This window comes from Vibrio breoganii (assembly GCF_001677275.1).
Lineage (GTDB): Bacteria > Pseudomonadota > Gammaproteobacteria > Enterobacterales > Vibrionaceae > Vibrio > Vibrio breoganii.
The window spans coordinates 146,708-165,237 of sequence record NZ_CP016178.1; the positions used below are offsets into that span (position 1 = coordinate 146,708).

Here is an 18,530-nt window from a genome sequence, read left to right on the forward strand (position 1 = left end):
AGGTTGATGGTTGGAGTGTGCAAATGTAGTGTGTTTGTTAAATAAATTGTACACGGAATGGCTATGTCAGATTCTCGTAAACCAATCATCGGTGTTGTCAGTTGCAGCAAGTCTCTTGGAGGCTATCAAATACAAGCTGTGAATGAGTTCTACTTAGATGCAGTCACTGATTTTGGCGGGTTACCTATCGTAATTTCTCCAAGAAGCACCTTGGATGACCTTAAGGTGATGTTGGATGTGTGTGATGGTTTTCTGTTTCCTGGCAGTCATTCAAACGTCGCTCCACACCGCTATGGTGCTGAGCACGTTGAACTTAAAACAGATGAAGCGAGAGATGAGATTTCAATCTCTTTACTTCGTCATGCGATAGATAGAGATATTCCTTGTCTTGGCATATGCCGCGGATTTCAGGAAATGAATGTTGCACTTGGTGGAACTTTAACCCCTGCGGTACATGAATCTGGTTATAATGATCATAGAGAAAGCCAAACTGATGATTTTTCTGAAAAATACGCACCTTCTCATCCTGTATTGGTGCAAGAAAACAGTAAGTTTGAACGCTGGTTATCTCAATACAATTGGCAAAATACGCAAAGCTTCGATGTGAATACTCTTCATAATCAAGGGGTCAAAACGTTGGCACCTACCTTAATGGTAGAGGCGACAGCCCCAGACGGCCTCATCGAAGCCTTCAGCCTCCCAGATCAAAGGTTCTTTGTAGGGGTGCAATGGCACCCTGAATGGCAAGCAACAAGTAATCAATTCTCTAAGATCTTGTTCAAAGAATTTATGATGGAGGCTTCTAACTCTTAAAGGAGCTTTATCAATGGACAACCAACTGATTGGTCAAAATATTGTTCAGTTGCGAAAACAGCATGGATTGTCACAAAGGGAATTAGCAGAAAAAGCAGGGATCACACACAGCGCAATCTCATCCATCGAGAATGCCAAAGTCAGTCCTTCTGTGAGTTCTTTACAAAAAATAGTGAATGTATTTTCACTGTCTTTATCAGAGTTTTTTACGTTTGACCAAGCAGGGAAAACGGAAGAAAAAGTGGTATTTAAGCCAGATGAACTGGTTGAAATGGGCAGCGATACAGTATCAATGAAGCTTGTCACCAACGGCTCGAAGAAACAGGTGATCGGTTTTCTGATAGAAGAATATGCCCCGCAAAGCACCACAGGAACGGATGAAATTAAACATGAAGGTGAAGAGGTTGGCACGATACTAGAAGGCGAAATTACGCTGGAGTATCAAGGCAGCTCTTACATCATCAAGGCCGGTGAGTCTTACGTCATAGACACCACTGTGCCTCATAAATTTATAAATCACACAGGCAAGGCTTGCAGAATGATAAGTGCGCATACGCCAACCACATTCTAGTGGGCTTTCCTTGTTGTGATAAACAAGGAGAGTGTATGAAACTTAAATCTGATTGGCTTGAACTGCAACAAAGCCTAAACATCGAAGGCCGAGCCTACATTAATGGCGAGTTTACCGAAGCCATCTGTGGTGAACGTTTAGCGGTAGTCAACCCAGCAACAGATGATATCATTACAGACATCGCTCGCTGTCAATCTGACGACGTAGAACTCGCAGTAGGATGTGCTCGTCGCGCATTCAAACAAGGAGAGTGGAGCGACAGTGCTCCTTCCCACAGAAAAGCGGTTCTGAACAAATTTGCGGATCTCATCGACGCTCACAACGATGAACTGGCCCTTCTTGAAACCCTAGATACGGGCAAACCTATTGCCCACAGCTCCTCTACTGATATTCCAGGTGCAGCCAATGCGCTGCGTTGGTACGCAGAGGCCATTGACAAGGTCTACGGGGAAGTCGCCCCAACCGAAAAAGACGTGCACGCCTTTATTTCTCATCAAGCCATTGGTGTGGTGGCGGCAGTCGTTCCTTGGAACTTCCCTCTATGGATTGCGTGCTGGAAGCTAGGCCCTGCACTGGCAGCGGGTAATAGCGTCATTCTTAAACCTTCAGAAAAATCATCTTTAACCGCTATCTTCCTTGGCAAATTAGCCTCTGAAGCGGGCTTGCCTAATGGTGTTTTCCAAGTGTTGACTGGCTTTGGCCACGAAGTGGGAGACGCGCTTTCTCGCCATTCAGACATCGATTGCATCACCTTTACAGGCTCTACGAGAGTTGCAGGTCAACTGATGATTGCTTCTGGTGAAACAAACCTAAAACGCGTTTGGGCTGAAGCGGGTGGCAAGAATGCCAACATCGTTTTTGAAGATTGTGGCGACTTAGACCGAGCCGCTGCAGAAACGGCAGGCGGATGTTTCTATAACCAAGGTGAAGTGTGCGTAGCCGCAACTCGCTTGCTGGTCCATGAAAGCATCAAAGACGAGTTTGTAGAAAAAGTCATTGCTGCAGCGAAAAGCTTCCAGCCAAAAGATCCTCTCGATCCTTCTTCTTCGATGGGAGCGTTGATAGACCAAGAGCACAAAGCCAAGGTGTTGAGTTACGTTGAGCTAGGCAAAGAAGCCGGCGCAACCTTGCGTTGCGGTGGTGATGTTGAAGGCCAAGGTGCATTTGTTGAGCCTGTGATCTTGGATAACGTCCACAACAAGATGCGAGTGGCACAGGAAGAGATCTTCGGCCCTGTACTGTGCGTCATTCCATTTAGCACAGAGCAAGAAGCCATCGAGATAGCTAATGACTCTCAATATGGCCTAGGCGCTGCGCTTTGGAGTGACAGTATCAATCGCGTTCATCGCGTGGCGAAAAAGCTTCAGGCTGGTTCAGTTTGGGTGAATAACTACAACGAAGGGGACATGACGGTTCCGTTTGGTGGCTTCAAGATGAGTGGTAATGGGCGAGATAAATCGCTACACGCAATGGAGAAATTCACCGAAACCAAAACGACATGGATTCGTCTACAACCTTAAGCTCATAAGAGTAGGGTCGTAACTGATTAGATAAGGAATATTGTAATGAACAAACATACCGATTCGTTTTACGCTAATTCGATAGATAACATCGTTGAATACCCTCAGCTGCAAGACAACATCGAATGCGATGTGTGTGTAGTGGGCGCGGGTTTCTCAGGTTTATCTTCAGCACTGCACCTAGCAGAGAAAGGCTTCAAGGTAGTGGTTTTAGAAAGTGCCAAAGTAGGCTTTGGCGCAACGGGCCGCAATGGCGGCCAGATCGTAAATAGCTACAGTCGTGATGTAGACGTCATCGAAAGTCGTTACGGTGAGAAGCAAGCGAAACAATTGTGCGACATGATCTTTGAGGGTGGCGATATCATCCGAGGTCTTGTGGACAAATATCAAATTAACTGCGACCTGAAACAGGGCGGACTATTTACGGCACTGAACGCAAAGCAGTTCAAAGGCCTTGAGCATCACAAGAAAAACTGGGAACGCTATGGTAATGACCAGCTTTCAATTCTAGATGCTTCAGAAGTCGAGTCTGCAGTGGGTACCGATGCCTACGTAGGTGGCTTGCTTGATATGCGCGGTGGTCACATTCATCCGCTTAAGCTGGCACTGGGTGAAGCAGCTGCATTTGTCTCCCTAGGCGGACAAATCTTTGAACAGTCAGCAGTAACCTCCATTGAAAAGGGTGCAAACCCTATCGCTCGCACAGCAACAGGTAGCGTTAAGTCTAAGTACCTAGTTCTAGCGGGTAATGCATACCTTGGCGGTCTTGCTCCTAACATCAGCAACAAAGCGATTCCTTGTGGTACTCAGGTCGTTGCAACAGAGCAGCTAACGGATGAGCAACTGAAAACCATCCTGCCAAGTGATTACTGTGTAGAAGATTGTAACTACCTGCTTGATTACTTCCGTTTGAGCGCTGACAAGCGCCTGTTGTTCGGTGGTGGTGTTGTGTATGGCGCGAGAGATCCTAAAGACATTGAACCATTACTACGTCCTAAAATGGAGTCAATCTTCCCGCAACTTAAGGGTATTGGCATTGACTATCAATGGACGGGCAACTTTCTACTGACCTACTCACGCATGCCACAATTTGGCTCGTTTGCCGACAATGTTTTTTACCTTCAAGGCTATAGCGGCCATGGAGTGACCTGTACTCACCTAGCGGGCAAGTTACTGGCAGAGGCTTTAACCGGACACGCTGAGCGTTTTGATGCTTTTGCTGCCTTAAGACACCCATCATTCCCTGGCGGGCGCCACTTCCAGATCCCATTTACTGCAGTTGGTGCAGCGTATTACAACCTTCGTGACAAATTAGCTATCTAAGAAATAAGGACATTACATGAGCAGAATCGTTAAGTTTGCAGCACTGCAATTGACTAAAAGCTGGGATCTTGAGGCAAACCTTGAGAAAGCAAAAGCCGCTATTCGTGAAGCCGCTGAAAATGGCGCAAATGTTATTGTGCCTCAGGAGCTATTTGCCGCACCTTACTTCTGTAAAGTGCAAGCCGCGAAGTACTTTGAGTTGGCTGAAGAAACGGACAAATCACCTTTGATTGCAGAGATGAGCAAGCTTGCTAAAGAACTCGGTGTTGTTATCCCGGTTAGCTACTTTGAAAAAGCAGGTAATTGCTTCTTTAATTCGCTAGTGATGATTGATGCCGACGGTACTGTGTTAGAGAACTACCGCAAATCACACATTCCTGATGGCCCAGGCTACAGCGAGAAATATTACTTTAGCCCTGGTGATACAGGTATGAAGGTATGGGATACACAGTTTGGTCGTTTTGGCGCAGGTATCTGTTGGGACCAATGGTTCCCAGAACTCGCACGAAGCCTCGCACTAAAAGGTGCTGAAGCGATCTTCTATCCAACAGCAATCGGCAGTGAACCTCAAGACCCAACTCTGGATTCTCGCGATCATTGGCAACGTACAATGCAGGGGCATTCTGCGGCTAACTTGGTACCTGTAATTGCGTCTAACCGCGTAGGTGTTGAACTGGACGACGGCATCGAGACCACCTTTTATGGGTCTTCATTCATCACTGACCACACGGGTGGAAAGTTAGCTGAAGCGCCACGTGAAAGCGAAGCCATTATTTATGCCGAGATTGATTTGCAAGAAGCCACTCAAGCTCGTCATGCATGGGGATTATTCCGAGACCGTCGCCCAGATCTATACACAGACATCGCTAAACTATCTGTGTAGGAGAGTAACAATGAAACTCACCACCACACCTAGTAATGATGGGTACTACTTCCCGGCGGAATTTGAGGCCATTGGCGAAGTATGGCTGGCTTGGCCAGATCGTCGAGATAATTGGCGTGATAATGCCTTGCCAGCGCAGAAGACCTTTGCGCGTATAGCTAATGCAATATCCGAGGTCGTACCGGTAAAAATGGCGGTCAATCAGGCTCAGCTTCAACAAGCTCGTGAATTGCTTAAGCCAGAGATCAAGCTGTTTGATATTCCATTCAATGACGCTTGGATGCGAGATATTGGTCCAACAATCGTTGTTAACGCTGAGGGAGAACGCCGAGGTATTAGCTGGAAATTTAATGCATGGGGTGGTGAGTATAACGGCTTATATGATGACTGGAGTCATGACGATCTGGTCGCTTCTAGTGTGTGTGAGGCTATTGGCCTCGATCATTACAATGCGCCGTTTGTTTTAGAGGGTGGCGCAATCCATACCGATGGCGAAGGTACGCTCTATACCACTGAAGAGTGCCTGCTTAGCCCAGGGCGCAATCCTGAACTGAGTCGCCAACAAATCGAGGACAAGCTACAGCAGTACCTTAGCATTGAGAAAGTGATCTGGGTGCCAAATGGCTTGTTCAACGATGAGACAGATGGTCATGTAGATAATCTGCTACATGTGATTGCACCAGGTAAGGTTGTACTGAGTTGGACTGATGATCCGCAAGATCCGCAGTATGCTTTATCCCGTGAGGCAGAGAAAAGTCTTCATTCTCAGCGTGACGCTAAGGGAAGAGAGATTGAAATCATTCGCCTTCCTACACCGGGCCCTTTGTTCTACAAAGAGGAAGAGGCGTCTGGCATTGAAGCCAGTGAAGGAATGACTCGAGAAGCGGGTGAGAGGCTGAGTGCTTCGTACGCCAACTTCCTGATGGTAAATGAACATATCTTTCTGCCACTGCTTGATGAGTCGACAGACGAGATAGCAATCGACATTCTGCAGCGTGCATTGCCAAATTATCGAATCGTCGGTATTCCCTCAAGAGAGGTGCTACTGGGCGGTGGCAATATTCACTGTATTACTCAGCAAATACCCGCGTAACGATGGATTCAATGCGCAAACACAAAGGATTTAGAGGTTAGTTCTATGCACCTTATTAACAATAAAAAACTGCTCTCTTTTATGGTTTCAGAGTCAGACAATAGCATTGCCGTTAACAACCCTGCGACCGGTGAGTGCATTGGTTATGCGCCAATCACGTCAAAAGCTGAGATCCTTGATGCTATTGAGCGTTCTAAGTTGGCTCAGCAGTCTTGGGCTCAACAATCAGCAAAAGCGCGTTCTGCTGTGCTGCAGCAGTGGTATCAATTGCTTCTCGACAATCAAGATGACCTTGCTCGTCTAATGACCCTTGAACAGGGTAAGCCGTTAGCTGAGGCTAAGGGTGAGGTTATGTACGGTGCTAGCTTTATCCAGTGGTTTGCTGAAGAAGCCAAACGCACCTATGGCGAGACTATCCCTGCGCCAAGTGGAGACAAACGCCTTCTTACCATTCGACAACCCGTAGGTGTAACCACGGCGATTACGCCATGGAACTTCCCTATTGCGATGATTACGCGCAAAGCGGCCCCAGCTTTAGCTGCGGGATGTAGCATGTTGATCAAGCCTGCTGAGGATACGCCACTGTCTGCGTTTGCTATTGCAGAGCTCGCTTATGAGGCTGGCGTACCAAGAGATCTACTCATCATAGTGCTAGGTAAACAAGCGGCAGAAGTAGGGGATATCTTCACAACTCACCCAACAATACGCAAGCTTTCCTTTACCGGCTCTACCCGTGTTGGTCGACTCTTGATGCAGCAAAGTGCTCAGGATGTGAAGCGCACTTCTATGGAACTTGGCGGTAATGCCCCTTTTATTGTGTTTGACGATGCTGATATCGATAGCGCAGTAGCTGGAGCTATGGTGTCTAAATTCAGAAACGCGGGACAAACCTGTGTGTGTGCCAACCGATTCTATGTACATAGCAAGGTTTATGATGCGTTTGTTGAAAAGCTCGATGAAGCCGTTCGCGGCCTCAAAGTCGGCAATGGTTTGGAAGACGGCATCAATATTGGGCCTGTCATTAATCAGGCAGCAAAAAACAACATTCAATCGCTATTAAACAAGGCTATTGAACAAGGTGCAGAGCCAACGTCACCTGTACAAGATCTTTCGGGTTTATATCTACAGCCTGTGGTGCTGAAAAATGTTAAGCACAACATGGATATCGTCTCTCAAGAGATCTTCGGGCCTATTGCTCCAGTGATCAGTTTTGATACGGATGAAGAACTTATCGAGATGGCCAACGATACGATCTACGGCCTAGCTTCCTATTTCTATAGCCAAAACGTGCACCGTGTTTGGAAAGTAGCCGAAGCGCTGCAATACGGCATGGTCGGCATTAACGATGGAATAATTTCTACAGAGGTCGCGCCTTTTGGCGGGGTCAAACAATCTGGTATTGGACGTGAAGGTGCTAAGCAAGGCATTGATGAATACATGGACATCAAATACCTATGTTTCGGCGGCAATTAATAAAGGGATAGAACAATGACCAATCAACAGCTACACCAAAGAAGAAGCCAAGTTATCGCCCAAGGCATGGGCGCTGTATACCCACTCTATGTAGAGCGTGCTGAGAATGCACATGTGTGGGATGTAGAAGGAAATAAATACATTGATTTTGCCGCTGGCATTGCAGTAACCAATACAGGGCACTCTCACCCTCGAATTACTGAAGCTGTAAAAAATCAGTTGGACAATTTCTCTCATACTTGTGCAATGGTGACCCCTTACGCTCCCTTTATTGAACTTGCTGAAAAACTGACTCAATTGGTTCCAGGCGACTCTGAGAAGAAAGCGATCTTCTTAACCACAGGTGCTGAGGCTGTTGAGAACGCGGTGAAGATTGCTCGCGCAAAAACTGGACGTAGTGGTGTTATTGCATTCAAGGGTGGCTTTCACGGCAGAACCAATCTGACGATGGGACTCACAGGTAAGATTGCACCTTACAAAGCAGGCTTTGGTCCATTCCCTGGTGAGATCTTCCATGCGCCTTACCCTAATGCATTCCATGGTATTACCGTTGAGCAAAGCATGCAGGCACTGGAAGATTTGTTTAGCTGCGATATCGAGCCTTCACGTGTTGCTGCGATTATTTTTGAGCCAGTGCAAGGCGAGGGTGGTTTTTACAAAGCGCCGGCCGAGTTTGCACAGGCACTGCGTCAGCTATGTGACAAACACGGCATTGCACTGATTGCCGATGAAATTCAAACGGGCTTTGCGCGTACAGGTAAGATGTTCGCAACAGAGCACTTGGGCATTGAACCGGATATGATGACCTTAGCTAAGGGCATTGCAGGCGGTTTCCCTATCTCTGCTGTTGTAGGTAAGTCTGAAATCATGGACGCGGCGCAACCAGGCGGTTTAGGCGGCACGTATGCAGGTTCACCGTTGGCGTGTGTCGCTGGCTTAGAAGTTCTGAAAATCATTGAAGAAGAAGACTTGTGCAACAAGGCGAAGGGTATTGGTGAGATAGTGAATGCTCATATGACCAAGCTTCAGCAGCAAGTTCCTTCTATCGGTGAGGTTCGTACTATTGGCGCGATGATGGCCGTTGAGTTTACAGACCCTCAAACCGGCGCCCCTCTTCCAGAAGTGACCAAAGCGGTCATTGGCAAGGCTCAAGAAAATGGCGTTATCTTGCTATCTTGCGGCGTGAAGGCAAACGTTGTGCGCTTGTTGCCACCGTTGACCATAGAGTCAGAAGTGTTGGTTGAAGGTCTACAAAAGCTAGAGAATATTATCTTAGAAGTGACTCAGTCTTAGATTGTTTCTTGCTTAAAGCGGTAGCATAAAACTATTGATTAGAGCCCAGTTCATCACTGGGCTTTTTATTACCTATACTTCAGAGCAGTTCGATATTGACGAAATCATCGCCTCTCTGCGTACCTCTAAGATCTCTTCAATCATGGTGCTTTTAGCCTTCATACCAAAGTGGTTCGCATAGTTGTGGATCTTACTTATCTCTTCCGATTTCAGCTGATACACCTCTTGTTTAAGGCGCGCATTGGCTTCGCTTTTGATCAAACCTTGCTGCTGAAGTAGTTGAATAATTTGCGTATCTAATGGGTGTTTTTTCTTAATCATAGGGTTATTGAATCAAGTTATTAGAAGGTGAAACTTATCGTTCTTATTGTGTGTGAGGCATGTTATGAGGCATTGATTGCACTAGTGTTGCGTTTTTATTTTCATCGCTCTATCTGCGGATTGCGCTCACAAAAAATCTAGAGGTTGGCTTTACGACGCTTTTAAAAGCACTGAGCCTAATGGCAATTACCGCCACAAGATAATGACTTAGATTAATATCTGATATAACTCGGCTTTGCATGGTTTAGTCCTACAAAACGTATTCATTAGCGGTAGAAGAGATGGGGTAGTCTGAGTGAAATTAGAGCGATTCATAAGTTGAACGCTCTGCGACATACAAACATCTTAGGTATTTTCTATGAAATTAAAGGCAATGTTAGCGTCGCTTTTGCTTACGCTCGTATTCACGGGATGCGCCAAAACCACTGTGGTAACCAGCGATCAAGCGTCAAAGGTACAAGTGCTGTATACGGTGCCAAGTCAGCAGCAATATGAAGAGTTAGGGCTGGTTTCAACCCAAACAGGACAAACCATTTTTCATGACAGAAGCAATGAAGGCATGTTGATTAAGCTACAAGAAAAGGCTTATAAAATGGGTGCAGATGCCATCATAGTGCGATCGGTTGATGAGAGCACATGGGGCTTTGTGGGTGATAACAGTACGGGGTATACAAAGGGTAAAGCTACAGCTGTTGCAATAAAGTTTAAGCAGTCTCCAAGGTCCTGATTTTCATCAGGATGACGCAAGGTTCCGCCGGAGCCGATAATTGACGTCATATTTGAGAATACGGAGTTGTGGTCCAGTATACCGGCCCGGCAGAACCTTAGGGTACACATAATTGACTAAGGCATCCTCTAAGATCCTGATTTTCATCAGGATGACGGTACCTTTTTTTGCTGTTGGTAAGTCATACTAGAAACATAATAATGGCGTCATTCTGGAGAATACGAAGTATTCATCCTGAATCTTGGGGCGCACATTATTGACTAAGGTATTCTCCAAGATCCTGATTTTCATCAGGATGACGACGCTTTTTGTGTATTCTGGTAGCTGGTAGCTGGTAGCTGGTAGCTGGTAGCTGGTAGCTAGTGCATGGAGTGTAAGCCAAACATATTGCCTTCGGTATCTGTGGCTAGCGTCATAAAGCCGTATTCACCAATGGCCATTTTTGACTGTTGGATGCTACCACCAGAACTGACAACCCTCGCTTCCTCTATGGCACAGTCTTCACAAGAGAAATATACCAAGGTTCCGCCAGCACCGGCTGATACGCCGTTCATCTTAGCCAGCGCACCTGTGACGCCGTATTGCTCCATGTTAGATGGAAAGCCCCACATTTCGATTTCATTGGCAGCAGGGTTATCCATTTTTTCTAACTGAACGTTAAATACGCTTTGGTAAAAAGCGATAGCTCTCGGCATATCATCAACATAGATTTCGAACCAAGCAACGGGATTTTTAACCATGACTCCATCTCCTATAACTGTGTTTGCGATTAAGCTTATGCATAAGTTGGGAGATTGTCAGTATTGAACGGGTTTAATCGGATGTCAGCAAAAATTGGCTCAGTACTTGCTTTGCAAGGGCTTCATCGTCACCCTCAGAAAGCCCACTGATGCCAATGCCACCAATAACCGCTCCGTCTTGTTCTATTGGCTGGCCGCCCATGAAGCCCGTGATCTTAGGATCTGTCCAGTAGCTGAGTTGTTTACCCGTTTCTCGAGCCCATGCTCCTAGGTTGCCACTTGGCTGTCTATCTCGTGCTGAGGTATAGGCCTTGTTTTGAGCAAGTAAGCCCGCTTGTACGCTAACGCCATCCATGCGTGAAAATGCCACGAGCTCCCCATGGGTGTCGCAGACACTGACAGCAATGGTGACCTCTTTCTGTGTGGCGATTTGCTCAGCCTTGTTGAGCAGTTGATGGGCTATCTTGTGGCTTAACATGTGTTGCTCCTTCTATGGGATCTCATTACCTAAGCTCTTTTCAAGCAAGGTGAACCATTGGCCATGAGTTAGCTTCACTTGATTGACCTGTGCACACGCCTTGATTCTATCTAAGTTCGTTGTGCCGATTACAGGTTGAATGTTAGCTGGGTGGCGCGTTAGAAACGAAAGAACAATCGCTTCACTGCTGACACCGTACTCTTCGGCAAGTTGGGCAACATATTGGGCGGTACTGCGCACAACTGCACACTCATCATTAAGACCTCGTTGGCTGAATTTCCCTTGAGCTAGAGAGCCCCAAGATTGCAACTGAACACCATTGGCTTGGCAGTATTCAATGGTGCCAGTGTCAAAATCAGCATGCTGACCTTGGTGGTTCTGAGCCATGATGCCACCTTGTACAAAATCCAGTTTTGCGAGGCTCATTTCCAGTTGGTTGATCACCAAGGGCTGATCTAGCGCGGATTGAAGATAGAGCATTTGATGCTGGTTCATGTTAGACACGCCAAAGAGCTTCACTTTGCCTGATTGATGCAGGTGAGCAAAGGCTTGAGCTACTTCGTCGGTTTCCATTAATGGATCTGGGCGGTGAAGGAGCAAGGTATCCAGGTATTCAGTGTTAAGGCGGCGCAGGATATTCTCTACCGATTCCAAGATCCATTGTGATGAGAAGTCATAGCGCTTGGCTGCATCTTGGTCTGCAAATCGAATGCCACACTTTGATTGGAGATAGAGAGAGTCACGCAGACTAGGGTCTTGTTTGAGTGCCTCGCCAAAGGCTTGCTCTGCTTTACCAAAGGTATAGATATCAGCGTGGTCGAATAAGTTAATGCCACTTTCAAGGGCAGTATCAATGATGGTGCGAGTTTGAGTCACATCGCTTGAGCTTACTGGTGCATCGTTCCATCCACCACCCAAACCCATACAGCCATAAGATAGCTGACTGACGTTAGGGAGATAGGTAGCAAGTGGCAGGGCTGTATTGTTCATTGTTGGCTCTTTTAGTCGTTAGATGGATACATTCTATTGTTCGCAACGAAAATGATAAGAGCCTATCTACGAACTCATTGTTCGCTATAATGAATAAAGTGATAGGTGGAGGGCGAATGAACGAACATAAGCGAATAGAGCGTTTGATGCTCTTTGTTGAGCTAGGTAAACAGCTTAACTTCTCTCGAGCAGCGGAAGCCCTTGGTATTTCAAGAAGTTATCTTTCGGAGCAAATAAAGAAGCTAGAGAGTGAGCTTCAGGCGCCATTAGTAATAAGGACAACACGCAGCGTACGTTTAACTCCGGAAGGAGAGCGGGCGTATCAGCAAGGGTTGAGCATTCGTAGCGCTGTGCTTGATCTGGAGAGAAACCTTAATAGCGAACACAGTGAGATTTCAGGACTGCTACGTCTTACTGCGCCGAAAATGTTTGCGGAATCCATCTTGATGGGACTTTGTCGAGCGTTCAAACAGCGGCATCCCGAGATAACATTTGAAATCAACTCCAGCTATCAGTCATTTAATCTCAACCAAACGGATATCGATCTAGCGTTTCGCGCCACTCAATCTCCACCTGAGGATATGGTGGCCTATCGACTGTTTGATTATCAGCACTGGCTGGTGGCATCGCCTAAGTATTTGCAAAGCTTTGGCGCTGTTGAACGAATTGAAGATCTTGATAAGCACCAATGCTTAACGACGTTACATCAGCGAACTTGGCCGTTGAAAACGACAGAGGTAGAAGTGAGCGGTTGGATGGCAAGTAATGACAATCGTATGCTTCGAGAGTTTGCATTAAAAGATGAGGGCATTGTGCGTATCGCCAGCTATTTTGTTGAAAACGATGTGAAAAATGGGGTACTCGAACAGGTACTGGCAGAAGAAACCTCTGATGCGTTCAACTCTTTATATATGGTGTATCCGCAGCTGATTTATCCATCGGCTAAGTTGAAGGCTTTTGTTGAGTTTGTAAAACTTAACGTCAGCACTCGTCAGTGAGGACGGTGATAGTTGGGGGCGCACTATTCCTATACTGCACCTGACAACCAAAGGTGGCACTCTTTTGGTCATAGTCATGGCTAAAGAAGATATTTATCTCTTTTAAAGAGCTGCGTTTATCAATGAATAGCGGTGCTGCATTTCTATTTTTGCTTGCGGTATCTCTATCCACTGAGTCAATGTCTAGCCAGGCCTGTACTTGCTTGTTGAGATCAGGAAAACTCACCGTAGAGTCAATGGTAGGGTAGCCTTCGAACAAGAGGACGTTAACGCCATTGAGTGTTATTTGGCTTTCTCCTTGGTCAGTCCCTGCGAGTACAGCTTTGGTATGAACTATCTCGATAGCACTGGTCATTGCTGCTGCTACTTCTCGTAGGCTGGCGATTTTAGTGTCGACGCGATAATCAGAATATTTTGCAGAGGCGATGAGCCCAAGGATAGCAAGCAATACCAAAACGATTACCAGTTCAATTAAAGTAAAACCTTTGTGCCTAAAAGATAATGATTTCATGCTGTTTACTACGACTCGCTTACCAACGATTGTAGAATACTACCGCTCAATACGTATGTCATCCCATATATATTTACAGTGTAAATGTTCTGCGAAATCTTGATAACAGTAATTCGTGTAGGGTACGAATATATGATAGAGTCTTGAGCATCATACTTGATAGGTATTAGACGGGATTATTATGGCGAGAATTACCCAGAAACAAAAAGAAGAAAACCTAGCTAAATATAACGCGCTGATTGTTAAGGTCTTCCTTGCAGAAGGTTGGGAAAGCGTTACCTATGACCGACTAGCAAAAGAGACGGGCCTAAGAAAGAGTACCTTGCAGGGTTACTATCCTTCAAATCGTGAGTTTTCGATGGCATTGCAAGGCAAGATTCTACCTATCATCATGTCCTGTCTTGATTTCTCATCGCGAGAAGCATTCATTCAATCTTGGGAGAAGGGGCTAACCGAAACTCAGTTCTCCATGGTGATCAGAATGTTTGTGGCGAATGCAGCCAAAACAGAGTCTAACCCTTCAACCCAAAGAGGCGTTTTGAAGCTCATCGAGATTATTTCAGAGCACCTTCCGGATGAAGACGCTCATGAGATGATTGATTTGGTTATGGGTAAGTCCGTTATGCGACTATTGTTTGATGCAGAGGTATCAGCGTAGTTTTTAGTGCCACGAACGCTTCTACGCTCAAAACTAAAAATAAGTTTTCGAGATATGTAACTTGCTGTTTCTTAATGTTTTTGTGATATATAATTTCTGAGCAAACGTTTAGCTAGTTAAAAACTCATTGACTCTGTGGTTTATATCAACATAATACCGCCCGTTTGCGTGAAAATTGCGCACACATAATTTTTTTGAATGTGTAGTACGGAGAGTAAAATGGCGGGCGACAATAACTATAGTCTTGGGCCGGTTCCAGCCGAGGCAAGAAAAGGTATGGCATCATTAACCATGGTGATGTTAGGACTGACTTTCTTCTCGGCGAGTATGTGGACTGGTGGTTCACTGGGCACTGGGCTTAACTTCAACGACTTCTTCCTCGCTGTTCTCATCGGCAACCTTATCCTCGGTATCTACACTTCTTTTCTTGGCTACATCGGTGCTTCCACCGGACTATCTACTCACTTATTAGCGCGTTTCTCTTTTGGTACTAAAGGCTCTTGGCTTCCGTCAGCACTGCTGGGCGGTACTCAAGTAGGTTGGTTTGGTGTTGGTGTTGCAATGTTTGCTATCCCAGTGCAAAAAGCGACAGGCATTGATACCAACGTTCTTATCGTCATATCTGGTCTACTGATGACAGGTACAGTTTACTTCGGTATCAAAGCGCTAATGGTGCTCTCTGCCATTGCGGTTCCTGCGATTGCGGTGCTAGGCGGTTATTCAGTATTAACCGCTGTGGACAGTGTTGGCGGTCTTGACCAGCTGCAACTTATCCAACCAGAAACCCCTATCGATTTCTCAGTTGCTTTGGCTATGGTTGTTGGTTCGTTTATTAGTGCTGGTACCTTAACTGCTGATTTTGTCCGTTTTGGCAAGAAAGCATCGGGTGCGGTTGTTATTACCATGGTTGCATTCTTCATCGGCAACTCGCTAATGTTTATCTTTGGTGCTGCGGGGGCTGCGGCAACGGGTCAAGCGGATATCTCTGATGTGATGATGGCGCAAGGCTTATTGCTTCCTGCGATTATCGTGTTGGGCTTGAATATCTGGACCACCAACGAAAATGCGCTGTATGCATCAGGTCTTGGTTTCTCAAACATTACCGGTCGTTCAAGCACCATGCTATCAATTATCAATGGCTTGGTTGGTACTATCTTTGCGCTGTGGCTGTACAACAACTTTGTTGGCTGGCTGACTTTCTTGTCGCTAGCAATCCCACCAATCGGTGGCGTTATCATTGCTGACTTCATGATGAACAAAAAACGTTATAAAGACTTCGCTAAAGTAGAGTTTGTTGCGGTAAACTGGGCAGCAATTATTGCTATGGTAGTCGGTGTTGCATCAGGCAAATTCATCCCAGGTATCGTGCCATTGAATGCGGTATTGGGCGGTGCGATTTGTTACTTGATTCTTAACCCGTTGCTTAATAAAAAATCCCTCACGGAACAAACGGCTTAAAGGTAATTTATGAGCTCATTATTAATCAATAATGCACGACTTCCAGGAAAAGTAGGCCTGCAACAAATCCTGATTGAAGATGGCAAATTCGCACGTATTGTGAACGCTACTTCAATCGTTGATTTTGAAGGCAAGACTCTGGATGCCGAGGGTGGTATTGCGGTTGCTCCTTTTTGTGAGCCCCATATCCATTTAGATGCAACTCAAACGGCGGGTGAACCAAGCTGGAATATCTCGGGTACCTTGTTTGAAGGTATCGAGCGTTGGGCAGAGCGTAAGCAAACCCTGACCATGGAAGATGTGAAGTCTCGTGCTAAGCAGACCTTAAAATGGCAGATAGCCAACGGTATTCAACACGTACGTACTCACGTTGATGTTTCAGACCCGACACTGCTCGCTCTGCGCGCGCTGGTAGAAGTGCGTGAAGAGATGAAACAGTGGGTGGATATCCAGATTGTGGCTTTCCCACAAGAGGGCATCCTTTCTTATCCAAACGGCAAAGAGTTGCTTGAAGAAGCGGTGCAGCTTGGTGCAGATGTCATTGGCGCTATCCCGCACTTTGAGTTTACCCGTGAATATGGGGTTGAATCTCTGCACTACATCTTTGAGTTGGCTCGCAAATATGACTGTTTGATTGATGTGCATTGTGATGAAATTGATGATGAGCAGTCACGCTTTGTAGAAACTCTGGCAGCGCTTGCTCATAAATATGAGATGGGCGATAAAGTTACCGCTAGCCATACCACTGCAATGGGTTCGTACAACGGCGCGTATGCGTCTCGTTTGTTCCGTTTATTGAAGATGTCAGGCATTAGCTTTGTGGCTAACCCGCTAGTGAACACTCACTTGCAAGGCCGCTTCGACGACTATCCAAAGCGTCGCGGTGTGACTCGTGTGAAAGAGATGCTTGAAGCGAACATCAATGTTTGTTTCGGTCACGATGATGTGTTTGATCCATGGTACCCACTAGGCACTGCGAATATGCTTCAAGTGCTGCATATGGGACTGCATGTTACGCAGGTAATGGGTTACGACCAGATCAATCACTCTCTGGACTTGATCAGCACTAACTCAGCGAAAGCGCTAAACATTCAAGAACACTACGGTATCGAAGAAGGCAAACCAGGCAGTCTTCTTATCTTACCTGCTGAAAATGGCTTCGACGCGGTTCGCCGTCAGGTACCCGTACGTTACTCAGTGCGCCATGGCCAAGTGATTGCCGAGACACAGCCTGCACAAACGTCAATTCACTTAGACGAAGAAGAAGCGGTAACGTTTAAGCGTTAATCCCTAAACCTCTTGAGTTAAAAGCCAGATCCCTCGATTTATCGAGGGATTTTTACATTCCACTGTAGTTTACTTCTTTTATCCCCCTAAATGAGCCAGCACGACCCTTTCTAATATTTAAGAATGCTGTTTTTGAAGTACTTGAAGTAATGGCAAACGCATAACAACTAATTTGCTGGTCATCTGCTCCCTTAAAGCCAGTGTAAAAACAGATTATTGAGAGAAACAAAGGTTTAAAAGACTGACTTTCAATCACGGTTACGCACGAATCTGTTGTGCGAAATTTCTAAGCTATTGAATAATAAAGAAATAAAAGAAATGCTTTGATTCATAGTGTGCCTTGAATCGAAGGCAATGTGTAATTGCATGACTTTCAACTAAAAAACTAGATCCATACTATATGATATGGCTATGTTTCAGTTGGTTAGGTGAAATGTTTGGGATATGCTGAATATATGAATTCGTGCTGGCACGATATTCAAATGTTATGTGCTTGAAGTGGAAATAATAAGGACATTCAATGAAGTTCAATCATTTAGGTATACCAACAACAGAACGGTTCGATGGTGAAATAGATTTACCTCATTTAAAAATGACAGTGTCTGACCATCAAAATAATCCCTATGGGATCCAGTGGCAGCGTTTTTGGACTGATGCTCCATATCCAGAGTTGGTAAAAACAGTTCCTCATGCCGCTTTTGAAGTTGATAATTTGATGGATGAGATTAAAGGTAAAAAAGTCATAATTGAACCTAATTCACCAAGCGAAGGCTTAATTGTCGCCTTTATTGAGGTAAACGGCGCTCCAGTTGAATTAATGGAATATTCCAAATAATTGGTTTGGAAAGTTGGTTGTCAGCACGTGTTATTGCGACGTTAGCTTACAAGGGGAAATATGGAACATCGACAATATAATCCTGAATTTAAGTCTATGTGTTTGGATCTTTTCGATAGTAATTTGGGAGTTTTCTTTGATGCATCAGAACGTCAGGAATTTAGTGACTATTTAGATTCTTTAAATAAGGATTCTTCTTATTTTATTGGTATTCATGATGGTTTAGTTGTTTCTTGTGGTGGACTTAGCGAAAGCTCAGACAAAGCGGGCTTAACTTGGGGAATGGTTCGCAGGAATCACCATGGTAGTGGGTTTGGTACTAAACTCACTGATTTTCGACTATCCAAAATTCGAGAAATCGGACAGATCAATGTCGTACTGATAGAAACTTCGCAGCATACACAGGGTTTTTATTTAAAGCGTGGCTTTACGCAAACCAAAGTCGTTAAAAATGGATTTGGGAAAGGCATAGACTGTGTGTCTATGGAATTAAACATTACGCGTTGAGATAGTAAGCTAACAAAACTAAAGTCTGATTCGTAAACGCGTGCCGACTCG

At 45.5% G+C, this 18,530-nt stretch carries 20 protein-coding genes; 15 read left to right on the top strand and 5 right to left on the bottom strand.

Annotation, left to right across the window (positions count from 1 at the left end):
• Positions 1–63 precede the first annotated feature (63 nt).
• The 8 genes from A6E01_RS13675 to gabT are packed head-to-tail and all read left to right on the top strand — an operon-like array spanning position 64 to position 8,969.
• Complete coding sequence (locus A6E01_RS13675; RefSeq protein ID WP_065210454.1) at positions 64–813, top strand: gamma-glutamyl-gamma-aminobutyrate hydrolase family protein; 750 nt, start codon at positions 64–66, stop codon at positions 811–813.
• Between the two features lie 13 nt (positions 814–826).
• The gene (gene puuR, locus A6E01_RS13680; protein WP_017031857.1) at positions 827–1,384 is read left to right on the top strand and encodes an HTH-type transcriptional regulator PuuR; all 558 of its coding nucleotides are present in this window, start codon (positions 827–829) and stop codon (positions 1,382–1,384) included.
• Positions 1,385–1,419: 35 nt separating this feature from the next.
• Positions 1,420–2,904, top strand: coding sequence for an aldehyde dehydrogenase (locus A6E01_RS13685; protein WP_065210455.1), 1,485 nt, complete (start codon positions 1,420–1,422; stop codon positions 2,902–2,904).
• 45 nt (positions 2,905–2,949) lie between these two features.
• Positions 2,950–4,227 carry an NAD(P)/FAD-dependent oxidoreductase gene (locus A6E01_RS13690; RefSeq protein WP_065210456.1) on the top strand — a complete coding sequence of 426 codons (1,278 nt, stop codon included), beginning with the start codon at positions 2,950–2,952 and terminating at the stop codon, positions 4,225–4,227.
• 16 nt (positions 4,228–4,243) lie between these two features.
• Positions 4,244–5,110: an N-carbamoylputrescine amidase gene (gene aguB, locus A6E01_RS13695; protein ID WP_065210457.1), complete on the top strand. Its 867-nt coding sequence runs from the start codon at positions 4,244–4,246 to the stop codon at positions 5,108–5,110.
• Between the two features lie 10 nt (positions 5,111–5,120).
• Entirely contained in the window at positions 5,121–6,203 is a 1,083-nt protein-coding gene (gene aguA, locus A6E01_RS13700) for an agmatine deiminase (RefSeq protein WP_065210458.1), read from the top strand.
• Positions 6,204–6,248: 45 nt separating this feature from the next.
• The gene (locus A6E01_RS13705; protein ID WP_017031862.1) at positions 6,249–7,676 is read left to right on the top strand and encodes an NAD-dependent succinate-semialdehyde dehydrogenase; all 1,428 of its coding nucleotides are present in this window, start codon (positions 6,249–6,251) and stop codon (positions 7,674–7,676) included.
• A gap of 15 nt (positions 7,677–7,691) precedes the next feature.
• A complete protein-coding gene (gabT, locus tag A6E01_RS13710; protein WP_065210459.1) occupies positions 7,692–8,969 on the top strand; it encodes a 4-aminobutyrate--2-oxoglutarate transaminase in 1,278 nt (425 codons plus the stop codon).
• 72 nt (positions 8,970–9,041) lie between these two features.
• On the opposite strand, the gene A6E01_RS13715 is transcribed toward gabT, so the two are convergent.
• A complete protein-coding gene (locus A6E01_RS13715) occupies positions 9,042–9,290 on the bottom strand; it encodes a hypothetical protein (RefSeq protein WP_065210460.1) in 249 nt (82 codons plus the stop codon).
• A 358-nt stretch (positions 9,291–9,648) separates the two neighbouring features.
• On the opposite strand from A6E01_RS13715, the gene A6E01_RS13720 reads away from it, so the two are divergent.
• Positions 9,649–10,017, top strand: coding sequence for a hypothetical protein (locus tag A6E01_RS13720; RefSeq protein ID WP_017031865.1), 369 nt, complete (start codon positions 9,649–9,651; stop codon positions 10,015–10,017).
• Positions 10,018–10,376: 359 nt separating this feature from the next.
• Here the strand turns inward: A6E01_RS13720 and A6E01_RS13725 are convergent, their stop codons facing one another.
• From A6E01_RS13725 to A6E01_RS13735, 3 genes are all read right to left on the bottom strand, one after another.
• Positions 10,377–10,757, bottom strand: coding sequence for a VOC family protein (locus A6E01_RS13725; RefSeq protein WP_017028573.1), 381 nt, complete (start codon positions 10,755–10,757; stop codon positions 10,377–10,379).
• A 73-nt stretch (positions 10,758–10,830) separates the two neighbouring features.
• Positions 10,831–11,235: a GlcG/HbpS family heme-binding protein gene (locus A6E01_RS13730; protein WP_065210461.1), complete on the bottom strand. Its 405-nt coding sequence runs from the start codon at positions 11,233–11,235 to the stop codon at positions 10,831–10,833.
• 12 nt (positions 11,236–11,247) lie between these two features.
• Complete coding sequence (locus tag A6E01_RS13735; protein ID WP_017028575.1) at positions 11,248–12,225, bottom strand: aldo/keto reductase; 978 nt, start codon at positions 12,223–12,225, stop codon at positions 11,248–11,250.
• 116 nt (positions 12,226–12,341) lie between these two features.
• On the opposite strand from A6E01_RS13735, the gene A6E01_RS13740 reads away from it, so the two are divergent.
• Positions 12,342–13,223 carry a LysR family transcriptional regulator gene (locus tag A6E01_RS13740; RefSeq protein WP_065210462.1) on the top strand — a complete coding sequence of 294 codons (882 nt, stop codon included), beginning with the start codon at positions 12,342–12,344 and terminating at the stop codon, positions 13,221–13,223.
• Here A6E01_RS13740 and A6E01_RS13745 read toward each other — a convergent pair.
• Positions 13,207–13,734, bottom strand: a complete 528-nt coding sequence (locus A6E01_RS13745; RefSeq protein ID WP_065210463.1) for a pilus assembly FimT family protein — start codon at positions 13,732–13,734, stop codon at positions 13,207–13,209. The genes A6E01_RS13740 and A6E01_RS13745 overlap by 17 nt on opposite strands.
• 181 nt (positions 13,735–13,915) lie before the next feature.
• On the opposite strand from A6E01_RS13745, the gene A6E01_RS13750 reads away from it, so the two are divergent.
• The 5 genes from A6E01_RS13750 (at position 13,916) to A6E01_RS13770 (ending at position 18,479) form a co-directional block, all read left to right on the top strand.
• Positions 13,916–14,392 (top strand): hypothetical protein, encoded by a 477-nt coding sequence (locus A6E01_RS13750; RefSeq protein WP_017028578.1) that lies wholly within the window; start codon positions 13,916–13,918, stop codon positions 14,390–14,392.
• A 219-nt stretch (positions 14,393–14,611) separates the two neighbouring features.
• Positions 14,612–15,850, top strand: coding sequence for a cytosine permease (codB, locus tag A6E01_RS13755; protein ID WP_065210464.1), 1,239 nt, complete (start codon positions 14,612–14,614; stop codon positions 15,848–15,850).
• 9 nt (positions 15,851–15,859) lie between these two features.
• Positions 15,860–17,137 (top strand): cytosine deaminase, encoded by a 1,278-nt coding sequence (locus A6E01_RS13760; protein WP_065210465.1) that lies wholly within the window; start codon positions 15,860–15,862, stop codon positions 17,135–17,137.
• Between the two features lie 520 nt (positions 17,138–17,657).
• A complete protein-coding gene (locus A6E01_RS13765) occupies positions 17,658–17,972 on the top strand; it encodes a hypothetical protein (protein ID WP_017031873.1) in 315 nt (104 codons plus the stop codon).
• A 60-nt stretch (positions 17,973–18,032) separates the two neighbouring features.
• Positions 18,033–18,479, top strand: a complete 447-nt coding sequence (locus A6E01_RS13770) for a GNAT family N-acetyltransferase (protein ID WP_065210466.1) — start codon at positions 18,033–18,035, stop codon at positions 18,477–18,479.
• The last annotated feature ends 51 nt before the right edge of the window (positions 18,480–18,530 follow it).

What these genes read in the sequence shown, in the direction of transcription:
- A6E01_RS13675 (WP_065210454.1), top strand. Translation starts at nt 64, where the DNA reads ATGTCAGATTCTCGTAAACCAATCATCGGTGTTGTCAGTTGCAGCAAG.
- puuR (WP_017031857.1), top strand. Translation starts at nt 827, where the DNA reads ATGGACAACCAACTGATTGGTCAAAATATTGTTCAGTTGCGAAAACAG.
- A6E01_RS13685 (WP_065210455.1), top strand. Translation starts at nt 1,420, where the DNA reads ATGAAACTTAAATCTGATTGGCTTGAACTGCAACAAAGCCTAAACATC.
- A6E01_RS13690 (WP_065210456.1), top strand. Translation starts at nt 2,950, where the DNA reads ATGAACAAACATACCGATTCGTTTTACGCTAATTCGATAGATAACATC.
- aguB (WP_065210457.1), top strand. Translation starts at nt 4,244, where the DNA reads ATGAGCAGAATCGTTAAGTTTGCAGCACTGCAATTGACTAAAAGCTGG.
- aguA (WP_065210458.1), top strand. Translation starts at nt 5,121, where the DNA reads ATGAAACTCACCACCACACCTAGTAATGATGGGTACTACTTCCCGGCG.
- A6E01_RS13705 (WP_017031862.1), top strand. Translation starts at nt 6,249, where the DNA reads ATGCACCTTATTAACAATAAAAAACTGCTCTCTTTTATGGTTTCAGAG.
- gabT (WP_065210459.1), top strand. Translation starts at nt 7,692, where the DNA reads ATGACCAATCAACAGCTACACCAAAGAAGAAGCCAAGTTATCGCCCAA.
- A6E01_RS13715 (WP_065210460.1), bottom strand. Translation starts at nt 9,290, where the DNA reads ATGATTAAGAAAAAACACCCATTAGATACGCAAATTATTCAACTACTT.
- A6E01_RS13720 (WP_017031865.1), top strand. Translation starts at nt 9,649, where the DNA reads ATGAAATTAAAGGCAATGTTAGCGTCGCTTTTGCTTACGCTCGTATTC.
- A6E01_RS13725 (WP_017028573.1), bottom strand. Translation starts at nt 10,757, where the DNA reads ATGGTTAAAAATCCCGTTGCTTGGTTCGAAATCTATGTTGATGATATG.
- A6E01_RS13730 (WP_065210461.1), bottom strand. Translation starts at nt 11,235, where the DNA reads ATGTTAAGCCACAAGATAGCCCATCAACTGCTCAACAAGGCTGAGCAA.
- A6E01_RS13735 (WP_017028575.1), bottom strand. Translation starts at nt 12,225, where the DNA reads ATGAACAATACAGCCCTGCCACTTGCTACCTATCTCCCTAACGTCAGT.
- A6E01_RS13740 (WP_065210462.1), top strand. Translation starts at nt 12,342, where the DNA reads ATGAACGAACATAAGCGAATAGAGCGTTTGATGCTCTTTGTTGAGCTA.
- A6E01_RS13745 (WP_065210463.1), bottom strand. Translation starts at nt 13,734, where the DNA reads ATGAAATCATTATCTTTTAGGCACAAAGGTTTTACTTTAATTGAACTG.
- A6E01_RS13750 (WP_017028578.1), top strand. Translation starts at nt 13,916, where the DNA reads ATGGCGAGAATTACCCAGAAACAAAAAGAAGAAAACCTAGCTAAATAT.
- codB (WP_065210464.1), top strand. Translation starts at nt 14,612, where the DNA reads ATGGCGGGCGACAATAACTATAGTCTTGGGCCGGTTCCAGCCGAGGCA.
- A6E01_RS13760 (WP_065210465.1), top strand. Translation starts at nt 15,860, where the DNA reads ATGAGCTCATTATTAATCAATAATGCACGACTTCCAGGAAAAGTAGGC.
- A6E01_RS13765 (WP_017031873.1), top strand. Translation starts at nt 17,658, where the DNA reads ATGAAGTTCAATCATTTAGGTATACCAACAACAGAACGGTTCGATGGT.
- A6E01_RS13770 (WP_065210466.1), top strand. Translation starts at nt 18,033, where the DNA reads ATGGAACATCGACAATATAATCCTGAATTTAAGTCTATGTGTTTGGAT.